Source organism: Chromohalobacter sp. HP20-39 (assembly GCF_033052815.1).
In the GTDB taxonomy this organism is placed as follows: Bacteria; Pseudomonadota; Gammaproteobacteria; order Pseudomonadales; family Halomonadaceae; genus Chromohalobacter.
In genome coordinates, this window is the sequence record NZ_JAWHTP010000177.1 from 1 (window position 1) to 428 (window position 428).

Here is a 428-nt window from a genome sequence, read left to right on the forward strand (position 1 = left end):
TGCCATCGGCTTTCAAGCCGCCCAGGGTGATGCTGTCTTTCTTGTCGCTGTCGTAAGTCACGGCGTTGGCCAGCTTGCCGTCGTCACCCACCAGACCCGCGTCCTTGAGCTGTCGTACGTTCACGGCGTCGGTGTCATCCGTCCCAGCCGCCACGTGGGTCAGCTTGCGGTCAATGGCGTTGCCGTCCGCATCCTTGCCGGCAAAGTTGACTTCGGTGCCGTCAGTATCTTTGCCCACCGTGATCGTGCGGCTAGTTTTGTCTTGCTGAACCAGGCCGATCGAGCCTTCGCCGATCTTCGTACCCAGGTCGTCGATGGCCTCGGCATTGCTGACGATGTTGTTGTTCAGACTGCTCAGCGCATCGCCCACGTTGTCAAACGTGTCTTTGCCAGAGATCGGATCGGGGCTTAGAACGTAGGTCGGCTTG

General features: G+C 59.6%; 1 pseudogene. It reads right to left on the minus strand.

The features are described 5' to 3' along the window. Positions 1–428: pseudogene (locus RVY79_RS17515) on the minus strand (hypothetical protein); the annotation flags it as partial.